This window comes from Streptomyces sp. NPDC048516 (assembly GCF_043199875.1).
Classification (GTDB): Bacteria; Actinomycetota; Actinomycetes; order Streptomycetales; family Streptomycetaceae; genus Streptomyces.
This window is the reverse complement of the sequence record NZ_JBICWS010000030.1, coordinates 45,456-55,660: the sequence shown is the minus strand read 5'-3', so window position 1 is coordinate 55,660 and position 10,205 is coordinate 45,456. Positions and strand designations below refer to the sequence as shown.

At 67.7% G+C, this 10,205-nt stretch carries 7 protein-coding genes and 1 pseudogene; 2 read left to right on the top strand and 6 right to left on the bottom strand.

All coding sequences use genetic code 11. From position 1 onward, the window contains the following. The 3 genes and pseudogenes from ACGFR7_RS34865 to ACGFR7_RS34855 all read right to left on the bottom strand — a co-directional run. A partial coding sequence (locus tag ACGFR7_RS34865; protein ID WP_393327301.1) for a beta-ketoacyl synthase N-terminal-like domain-containing protein occupies nt 1–1,346 on the bottom strand: 1,346 nt, incomplete at its 3' end. A 597-nt stretch (nt 1,347–1,943) separates the two neighbouring features. Further along, entirely contained in the window at nt 1,944–2,393 is a 450-nt protein-coding gene (locus ACGFR7_RS34860; RefSeq protein ID WP_393327310.1) for an SRPBCC family protein, read from the bottom strand. A 216-nt stretch (nt 2,394–2,609) separates the two neighbouring features. After that, a pseudogene (locus ACGFR7_RS34855) lies at nt 2,610–2,911 on the bottom strand (SAM-dependent methyltransferase); the annotation flags it as partial. A gap of 87 nt (nt 2,912–2,998) precedes the next feature. Here ACGFR7_RS34855 and ACGFR7_RS34850 point away from each other — a divergent pair. Beyond that, nucleotides 2,999–3,607: a helix-turn-helix domain-containing protein gene (locus tag ACGFR7_RS34850; protein WP_393327299.1), complete on the top strand. Its 609-nt coding sequence runs from the start codon at nt 2,999–3,001 to the stop codon at nt 3,605–3,607. A 627-nt stretch (nt 3,608–4,234) separates the two neighbouring features. On the opposite strand, the gene ACGFR7_RS34845 is transcribed toward ACGFR7_RS34850, so the two are convergent. Together ACGFR7_RS34845 and ACGFR7_RS34840 are read right to left on the bottom strand one after the other, a co-directional pair. Beyond that, entirely contained in the window at nt 4,235–5,959 is a 1,725-nt protein-coding gene (locus ACGFR7_RS34845) for a styrene monooxygenase/indole monooxygenase family protein (RefSeq protein WP_393327296.1), read from the bottom strand. A gap of 77 nt (nt 5,960–6,036) precedes the next feature. Beyond that, complete coding sequence (locus tag ACGFR7_RS34840) at nt 6,037–7,257, bottom strand: styrene monooxygenase/indole monooxygenase family protein (RefSeq protein WP_393327293.1); 1,221 nt, start codon at nt 7,255–7,257, stop codon at nt 6,037–6,039. 468 nt (nt 7,258–7,725) lie between these two features. Between ACGFR7_RS34840 and ACGFR7_RS34835 the strand changes: the two genes are divergently transcribed. Beyond that, a complete protein-coding gene (locus tag ACGFR7_RS34835) occupies nt 7,726–8,781 on the top strand; it encodes an AraC family transcriptional regulator (RefSeq protein WP_393327290.1) in 1,056 nt (351 codons plus the stop codon). A gap of 118 nt (nt 8,782–8,899) precedes the next feature. Here the strand turns inward: ACGFR7_RS34835 and ACGFR7_RS34830 are convergent, their stop codons facing one another. Beyond that, complete coding sequence (locus ACGFR7_RS34830) at nt 8,900–10,081, bottom strand: acyl-CoA dehydrogenase (protein ID WP_393327287.1); 1,182 nt, start codon at nt 10,079–10,081, stop codon at nt 8,900–8,902. Nucleotides 10,082–10,205 lie beyond the last annotated feature (124 nt).

The following is a 10,205-nucleotide window of genomic DNA, read 5'->3' as shown; positions in this document are numbered from 1 at the left end:
AGCGCACCGACCTCGATCGGATCACCCAACCGCGTCCCCGTGCCGTGTCCTTCCACCACGTCCACGTCACCCGGCCCCAGTCCGGCACCTGACAACGCTTGCCGCACCACCCGCTCCTGCGCGCGTCCGCTGGGAGCTGTCAGACCGTTCGAGGCGCCGTCCTGGTTCACCGCAGAGCCCCGCACCACGGCGAGCACCCGATGCCCCTGGCGCACCGCATCGGACAACCGCTCCACCACCACCACACCCACACCCTCAGCAAACCCAGTCCCATCAGCGCTACCGGCGTACGAACGGCACCGGCCGTCCGCGGACAGTCCGCGCTGCCGACTGAATTCCACGAAAGTCGCCGGGTTGGACATGACGGTGACACCACCCGCCAGCGCCAGGGAGCATTCACCGGAGCGCAGCGACTGCGCCGCCCAGTGCAGCGCCACCAACGACGACGAACACGCCGTGTCCACCGTCACCGCGGGCCCCTCAAGCCCCAGCACATACGACACCCGGCCAGACAGGACTCCGCCGGATTTTCCCGTGGTCAAGTGCCCTTCGAGCTCTCCGGGGACCTGGTCGACCGTGGATGCATAATCGTGGTACATCAATCCAGCGAATACGCCGGAATTGGTGCCACGGAGTGAACGCGGGTCAATCCCTGCCTCTTCGATGGCTTCCCAGGACGTTTCCAGCAGCAACCGCTGCTGCGGGTCCATCGCCAACGCCTCATGCGGTGAGATGCCGAAAAAGCGCGGATCGAATTCCGCTGCTCCCTCCAGGAAACCTCCCCGCTTGGTGTAGCTGGTACCTGCGTGATCGGGGTCCTCGTTGTAGAGAGCGGCTACGTCCCACCCGCGATCGGCAGGAAATTCCGTGGTGGCATCCTTGCCGGCAGATATCAGATCCCATAGGCCCTCAGCCGACCGCACGCCCCCGGGGTAGCGGCATGCCATCCCCACGATGGCGATGGGATCGTCGGCGGATACCTCGCCCTCTCGCACGGGGCTCTCTTGGAACGAGCGTGATCCGGACGGAGGTTCCGTGGCCGTTTCGTCGCGGAGCAGGGGGAAGAGGTGCTCAGCCAAAGCCAGCGGGGTGGGGTAGTCGAAGACAACGGTGTCAGGCAACGAAAGGTTCGTGACATCGTTCAACCGGTTGCACAACTGGACGGCAGCGATGGAGTCGAACCCGGCGTCCTTGAACGACTGATCCACTTTGACCATGTCCGGCTGCACGTAAACGAGCACCTGAGCCACTTGGGTGCGAACCAGGTCGACTACAGAGTTGAGATCCGGGAAGTGTCGCATGGCGGAGCAGTCCTCGGTCGGGCTGGAAAAGTTCTCCTGATTCACCTGAGCACCTCATCGAAAACATTGATGTCACCCCGACATTGCAGGGTGAGGGAATCCGTAGTGATGACACCTTCAACATGACCCGTATGACGACCAGTCGCCCGGCGCGGAGTCATGGGCTTGTCTGCGAGGACGGTGCCTTCGGTATGGTGTTCGCGGAAATATGCGGTCAAGGTGCGACGGGGGAGTGCGACGGTGGTAGAGCGCCGAATTCACTGAGCGGTCCCGGTTCCACCGCAACGGCGTCATGTCCCAACGTTCACCAGCAGTCGGGCCCGATCCTGGCCCCGCTGGTCAGCTCAGCTTTTCGCGTAGCACCCAGGCTTCCAGAAAGTAACTCCAGCGTGAGGTTCATCTCGAATGTTCGACCATGTTGGGTTTGATTGCTCCCGCGGTTCTTCGCAGGCGCTTGAACCGGTTTCTTAAAGTATCAATGGCTATCGCGGCTTGCCATCATCAACTTTGACGGTTTCTGTCCTGGACCTGGCCGGCCCGGGGCTGCCGCGACGTTGCGGTGCCCGGCCCCGGCCAGGCTCCTGGGCGATCCGCCGCGATGCCCGGGTGGGCTGTGGCCGAACGCGCGTTGCGGCGTAGGCCTCACTGAGCCGGCCTGCACCCCTCGGCGTAGCGGGCCAGCCCATCCGCCATGCCCTGCATGAACTTCTGCAGGTAGCGCGGCATGAACCAACCCAACAGCCGGCTTGTCTCGTACTCGCCGTACCAGTGGATGACCGTGCCCGAGCACGCTGTCGGCTTCAGTTCGATGCGCGCGTGATAGTTGTGCATCGACGGATTGAACGCGTCTTCGTAGGCCAAGAGGCATCCCTCGACCTTCTCGGTCAGCCGCTCGCCGGTCACGACGCGTCCCGTCCGGAAAGCCCGGACGGCACCGATGCCGTCGTCGCCGCCGGGGTCGAGGCCGACCGACCGTGTCGTGTCCAGACTGTCCACCTTGGACCACAGCGGCCAGCTCGCGGCGTCGACCAGCAGCTTCCAGACGATTTCCGGCGAGGCGCCGGTGGTCACTGTGACGTCGTATGTGTGCATGGTGGAGGGCTCCTGTGCGTGGATGTGGGCGGTGTCCGTGTCAGGAAGACGCGGACGCCGTGGTAGCGGTCGGCCGCACACGTGGATGCGGTGGGGCGAGAGCCGGTCGGCGATCTGGAGGGTGATGACCACGGGGCCCGTGCCGAACGGCGTCCCGCACCCCCTTGGCGGCGTGGTCATCCGTCGAGGAAACGCAAGAGCTCGGCGGTGACGACGTGGGAACGACTTGTGCAAGTCGGCCCGCACGGTGGTGACACGGTCGGGTCCAGGCCGTGTGAGCGGGCGAGGGCGGCGAGCCGCTCGACCGCCACGGCCGAGACGTCGACGGCGGTGACATGCCACCCCTGGCGGGCGAGCCACAGAGCGTCGCCGCCGTTGCCGCATCCGAGGTCCAACGCGTCACCGGGCGGCAGGCCCGTCCCGGTCTCGGCGAGGCGGACATTCGGCTGCGGGCCGCCGGCTGCCGGCCGGGCCGCGTGGACGCCGTCCCAGAACGTGACCGTATCGGTGCTGCGCATCAAGGCTCCTTGTGTCGGGATGCACTCAGTCTTGCCAGGCACCGCACGACTTGGCACGAAATCTTGCGGTTACGGCAAGATGGCCTGATGGATCGCACGACGGACGACGAAGTGCTCGACGTGGTGGGGCCGCGCCTTCGTGCGCTGCGTCGTGACCGCGGCATCACCCTCGCCGACCTCGCGGCGACGACCGGCGTATCGGAGAGCACGCTGTCCCGGCTGGAGAACGGCCGGCGCCGGCCGAGCCTGGAATTGCTGCTGCCGCTGGCCCGTACCTATGACGTTCCGTTGGACGACCTCGTCGGCGCCCCGCGCACTGGCGACCCCCGGATACACCTCAAGCCGGTCAGGCGCTTCGGGATGACCTTCGTGCCCCTGTCGCGGCGACCGGGCGGGGTGCACGCGTTCAAGATGATCATCCCCGCACAGCCGGAACCACTCGAACCGACTCCGCAGACCCACGAAGGCTTCGAATGGCTCTACGTGCTCAACGGACGCCTGCGGCTCGTGACCGGCGAGCGCGACCTGACGCTGCCGCCCGGTGAGACAGCCGAGTTTGATACGTCCTTGCCCCACTGGCTGGGCAGCGCCGACGGCGGCGCGGTCGAGCTTCTCATCCTGTTCGGCCTGCAAGGGGTGCGTGCGCACGCACGCACTGACCCTCATCGATCCGATCAGACCGGTGGACGGCGGTGAACTCAGACTGGGGGTCTGCCCGCGCTCGGTCCGCCGGCCCTTTCGAGGAAGACGACCGCGTCCCGCAGGTTTCCTCCGTTCCGCAGGAGGCTGGGGTCACCGTCGGGCTGCGGTGTCGGAGGGGAGTTCGGCGAAGCGGTCGCGATACGCGCTCACGAAGCGGGCAAGGTGGAAGAGCACTCCCTTGAGTTGCGCTGGTCAGTTCCGTCGTTCGCCAGGTGTCGGCCGAGGTGTTCTGCAGGTCGTCCTTGCCGTTGACCAGAAGCAGCGGACAGCACGGCATGTCCAGGACGCGCCGGTCGAGCAGGGACAGCTCCGGGCAGAGGGCGAGGCAGTCCTCGACGGTCGGCGCGCGAAGCGCAGGACGCAGGACGCCGGAACTTCTTCGGCCCGTCCGTCACTTCGCACCGGACAGAGCACCTGGTTTCTTCGAAACCGTAAGCTCCGCCGGCGCTCCGCCTCATCCGAATCCGGCGGAGCCCATCCGCTGTGCGCAATGAATACCTGGTCGGCCTGATCGGCCTGGTCGGCCTGATCGGCCTGATCGGCCTGACCGGACCCGGTGTGGAGGTGTCGATGGCCGGCCTGCCCCGGTTCCGTCGCAGGCCACCTGATCCGCATGCTCGTTCACAGATCTGGATGCTTCGTCGCCACGTGGTAGTACCCCGAGTGAAACACCAGGGGGGTGCCGCCGTCGGCCTCGTACTGTTCGACCTCGCCGAGGAAGATGACGTGGTCGCCGGCATCGAGGCGTTGGACGGTGCGGCATTGGAAGCGGGCGACCGCGCCGTCGAGGAGGGGGGTGCCGGCGATGCCGGGGGTGGTGGGGGTACTGCGGAATTTGTCGTCGGCCGGGGTGGCGAACTGGCGGGAGAGGTGGTGCTGGTCGGCGGCCAGCACGTGGACGGCGAAGTGCGAGGCGTCGGTGAAGTCCGGGAGGCTCGGGCTGTTTTTGCCGGGGCACCACAGGACGAGGGGCGGGTTCAACGAGACGGAGGTGAAGGAGTTCGCCGTCATGCCGACGTTGCGGCCGTCGGGGGCGCGGGCCGTCACCACGGCCACTCCGGTGGCGTACTGGCCCAGCGCGCGGCGCAGTTCGCGGCCGTCGAAGCGGGCGGCGTGCCGGTCGCGCTTCTCGGCGAGGAAGCGGTGAGCCTCGGCCTCCTCGAACCACCAACGGTAGAGAGTGCGCGGGTCGTCGAATCCGGCGGCGAGCGCGTCGGCGACAGAGGGGATTTCGGCCGCCGCTGTCAGGAGGTCGCGGTGGTGGGGACTCAGCTCGGTCAGGAGGGAGTTGGTCCAGCCGACGGCCCATTGAGCCCAGCCGCGCCAGAAGCTGTCGAAGGTGCGCTGCATCCACTGCGGGGTGAACTCGGCGGTGCCGTGACGGAGAATGCTGTCGAGGTAGTGGGTCGCGGCCTGAGCCGCGTTGTTCGAACCCTGGCCGGTGATCGGATCGTTGAGGACGACGGCGTCGGCCATGCCGAGGACGTGCCGGCCGGAGGACAGTCGGGCGACGGGGTGCCGGACGGTCGGAGTGAACTTGCCGCGCAACACGCCGCCGTCGTCGGTGAGCCGGGCGTGCCGGTAGCGCTCGTATGCGTCGGGGAAGAACCGGTGGAGGATTTCCAGGGAGCGGGTGAGGTGGCCTTCAGGCGTGCGGATGTCGTCCCAGCAGTCCATCGGGCCGCCGGGGACACCTTCGAAGACCATGATGTCGCAGGGGCCGGTGGTGGTGAGGGCGGGGAAGGAGAAGAATTCGCCGACGCCGGGGACCAGGTGGTAGTGGACGGCGTCCTCCCCCTCCCGCGGTGCCGCTCCCGTGACGTACGTCAGGGCCAGCGCACGGCGTGGCCGGTCGTACGGGGAGAGTTCGCAGTTGCGCGTGAAGAGCTGACTCAGCTCGCCCTTGCCCGTGGAGACCACGACGAGATCGTGCGTACGGGCGTACCATTCGAGGTCGTTGACGCCCGCCTCGTGCAGCACGATCTCGCCGCGGCCGCCGTCCGCGAACTGCTCGATCCAGGCGGCACACTTGACCCGCTGGTCGACCGAGTGGGCAGGGGCCTCCAGCGGCGCGCGCCATGAGACGGCCGGAGTACCGTGCGGGCCGATGAGAGAGAGCGCGATGCCGGAGATGTCCGGGGCCTGGTCCTCCCAGTGGTGCAGGCCGAGTTCGCGCTCGCTCTGCAGCGCGGTGTCGAACATGCACTGGCTGGACATGACCGGGCCGCGACGTATCTCGTCGGGGTCGCGGTCGGTGACCAAGGTGACGTCATAGCCGTGCGCCTGTAGTCCCAGAGCGAGTTGGGCACCCGCCTGCCCGGCGCCAACCACCGCGATCCTTCTCATGCCCTGCAGTCCTGTTTCTCGTACGTCAATGTCACTGGCGTAGCGTCAGTTGTCTTTGCCCAGCTCCTGCCGGCCACTCAGGCACCGGCCTCCGTCAGATAGTTCTTCGCGGCGACCGGGTCCAGGAACCAGTGGAGCAAGTCGCGCGGGTCGTCGAAACCGTTGACGAAGCGGGCGGCGATACGGGAGTTGGCGCTCGCCGCGCCGAAGATCTCCAGGACGTGCTGCGGCGGGGCGCCGAGCATCGCGTTGGTCCAGGTCGTGGCGGACTGCGCGTTGTCCCAGAAGCGGCCGAAGGCCAGCTCCATGAACGCGGCGTCGTACGGGCACTCGCCGTGGTCCAGGATGGTGGCGAGGTAGGAGGCCGCGCACTTCGAGGCGTTGTTGGACCCCTGGCCGGTGATCGGGTCGTTCAGGACGACGACGTCGGCGAGGCCGAGCACCCGGGCGCCAGAGGGCAGCGTGGCGACGGGCTTGCGGACGGTCGGCGCGAAGCGGCCCGCGAGGGTGCCGTTCCGGTCGGTGAGCGTGACATCGGTGCAGCGCTCGGCCTCCCACGGAGCGTACGTCCGCAGCAGTTCCTGGAACGTCGCCAGCTGCTGGTGGGGGGTGAGCCCGTCGAAGCAGTCGAGCGGGCCACCCGGGATGCCCTCGAAGAACATGATGTCGCAGGGGCCGCTGGTGGTGAGGCTGGGCATGGTGAAGTACTCACCCATACCGGGGATGACGTTGAAGCTGACGCCGGGGCGGTCGGGCAGCGGCGCCATGCCGGTGACGTACGCCAGGGCCAGCGCGCGCTGCGGCGCGTCGTACGGGGAACGCACGGCGTCCCGCTCGAACAGCCCGGCGATCTCACCCTTGCCGGCCGCGACGATTACCAGGTCGGACTCGGCGGCGTAGCGCTCCAGGTCCTCGATGCCGGCTTCGCAGAGCTCCAGACGACCGCCGCGGCGCGCGAACTCGCCCATCCAAAGCGGCATCTTGACGCGCTGGTCGATGGAGCGGGCGGTGGCCTCGAGGCGGGCGTCGAAGGACAGCGCCCGGCCACCCTGGCCGTCGGCGATGTTCACGCCGAGACCGTCGATCGACGGGCAGGCTTCGCCCCAGAAGTCGAGGCCGAGGTTGCGCTCGTGGGCCAGCGCGGTGCCGAACATGGCCTGGCTGGACATGACCCGGCCCTCGCGGATCTGGTCTCCGGTGCGGTTCGAGACGATGGTGACGTCAAAACCGTGGTCGACCAGGCCGATGCCGAGCTGGAGGCCGGCCTGGCCGGCTCCGACGATGGTGATCTTGCGCATGAGGGGATTCTCCGGGGTTGTATGTGCGTTTTTCGAGCGGTGCCGTGCGGTGCCGTGCAATGCCGTGCGGTGCCGTGCGCTGTGCAGCGTTTCGGCACGTGGCGGCGTCAACGAGAGGGCGGCGGTGGTGTGGGGTGCGGCTGCCCGCCTGAGGGGGGTTGGCGGGCAGCCGCGGGAGGCCGGGGCACCCGTAGGGCCGGGGGATGGGCCCCGGGTGAACCGGCCGGCTAGAGGGGCCCGGCCGAATCGGCGAGCCGGGCCGGCAGAGGCAAGGGTGCCGCGACGTGCGGAGGTATGGCCTTGGCGGCCCTCTCCGCGCCGGTCGCGCGTAATACGCACGGCGCGCATGCGACGGGCCGTCCGCTGGGCGTGACTCCGCCTCTGACGAGCGCAGCCCGGCCCGGCACTCCCTGCATTGTTGATTCCAGGATTCTCTCGGGTCCGCGGCGGTCAGGGAGCAATCCTGGTATGGCAAGATCACCTTCGCTATCCGGATCACGCGGGTTGCTGTCCCGATCGCGCATCTCGGCGGTGGAGGTTTACATGCCCGCTGAAGAATTCCCCCTCGCAAATCACCAGCGGTTCCATACAGCGGACATTTGGGAGGCGCGGGTCGAGGTCGGCCGCGCCTTCTGTCCCCATGAGCTGCGCATCACGCGGCGCTCGGCGACGCTCGACGCCCGGCTGCACGGCGCACCCTTCGATCGGACAGGTCTCTATTATCTCGATTACGGAACGGAAGTCCGGATTACACCGGGCGATCTGGAGAGCTTCTTCCTCGTCCAGGTCCCGCTCGCCGGTTACGCCGAAATCACCTGTGGCCGCGAGGAGATCATTTCCTCCCCGGAACTCGCCTCTGTCCCCTCTCCGACCGGAAAGTTGGACATGCGCTGGGGTGACGGCAATCCGCAGCTGATCGTGTGGTTCGACCGATCGTCGCTGGAATCGCACCTGGGCAGCTTGCTCGGCCGCACCGTGCGCCGCCCGATCTTCTTCTCGCTCGGCATGAACCTCACCACATCGGCCTCCCGGTCCTGGCTCAACATCGTCGACCTCATGCGCCGGGAGGCGGAGGGGCCCGGTGGCATGACAAGCCAGCCCATCGTGACAAAACAGCTTGAATCGCTCCTCATGACCCAGCTGTTGCTGGCCCAGCCGAACAATTACTCGTCGGCGCTGCTCGGCGAGCAGCCGCGCGTCGCGCCGCCCGCGGTCCGCCGCGCCATGGAGGTCATCGAGGGACACGCCGCCGAGCCGCTCACGGTCGCGGAGATCGCGGAATGTGTCGGCGTCGGCGTACGGGCCCTTCAGGAAGGCTTCCGCCGGCACCTCGGCACGACACCGCTCGCGTACCTGCGCGAGGTCCGCCTGGACCGCGTACACAAGGAACTCCTGGCCTCCGACCCGGGTGCCGCGACCGTCACCGCCGTCGCCTCCCGCTGGGGCTTCCTGCACCCGGGCCGCTTCTCACTCGCGTACCGCCAACAGTTCGGGGAGTCGCCTTCGGAGACATTGCGGTCATAGGGAGGAATTCGGCCGTTCGACCGACCTGCCGACCTGCCGACCTGCCGACCAGGGGGCGGCGGGGCTTGAGGGCGCCGTGGACCCGCTGTGCGATCCCCGGCCGTCTGTGTGGCCATGGTCACGGCGTCAAGTCGAGAAATTCCCAGTGCGCCCGGGGTTGCGCGCCGCTGAGCCACTTCCCGCAGTTCTGCAGGACCGTGGGGCTTGAGGTGAGGTGCTGGGTACCCGTGCCGAGATCACGCAGAAACCGGTCGATCGGCCCGCGCCGGATCGCCGCCGTCCCCGCCCATCGGTGCACCGTCTGCCCCACGTCCTGCACGGTCCACGTCGCGTGGTTGAGCGCCAGCCTGAGCAGAGTGTCGTGCTCGGTGCTCGGCAACTCGCCTGCAGCCAAGGTCTCTTCGATACCCCGCCATACCTCCGTCGCCCACGCCCGTGCCGAACGAAGCTTGGCTTCGGCGGTCGCGTACTCCGCGTGGAACTGCGTGGTGTCGACGGCGGCGTTACGTGTGCCGGATTTCGCCGCGGCGACCGACTTCAACTCGTCGAGGAGGCGCCGCCCGACCCCCAACGCCCAACCGGTGTGTCCGATCGCGGACATGTTGACCAATCCGAGGCGGTAGATCGCGCCACCGTTGGCCGGGTCCGTCGTCGTGGCGAGATACGTGTGCGTTGCCGGGACAAGCACGTCGGCGCAGTGGTAATCAATGCTGTGCGTCGCACGCAGCCCGAGCACATCCCAGTTGTCGACGAGTTCCACCTGCGACTTCGGCATCGCCAGCACCCGCAGCTCCCCACTGCCCTCGACCTGGATCGCACTGTGGATATGGGTGGCGTGCGCCATGCCGGAGGCGAACTGCCAACTGCCGCTCACCAGATAGCCACCCTCCACCGGGACGGCCCGGCCGGGCCGGGTGCCGTGCCCGGCCAACAACGCGTGGTCCCCACCCGCGACATCAGGGAACAAGTCGGCCGTCGCAACGGCATCGAGATAGGCCGCAGTGGTACCGGTCATCAACTGCAGCGCCATCATCGTCCAGCCGGCCGCGGAATCGTGATAGCTGATCCGCTCGACCGTCTCTATCAATTGGCGTGGGGAGAATTCGTATCCGCCGAGGCTCTGCGGCAGTGCGGCTCCCACGACCCCAGCACCCAGCAACGCCCGCGCGATGTCCTCGGTGAGTCTGCCGCGTTCCTCGGCCGCGCCAGCGTCCGCCTCCAGCGCCCCGCCGAGTGCGTCAATCCGCTCCAGCATCGCGGGAAATTCGGGGCTGACATGCAATCCGATCGAGACCGCCATGGCTGGTTGCTCCTCGCTATCAGTATTGAGTCAGCGTCACCATAAGGGAGGAACCGTTCCGTTCCCCGAGCTGTGGTCGCATGGTGGCGATGCTTTCCAACGAACCTTCCGCGGAATGCAAGGC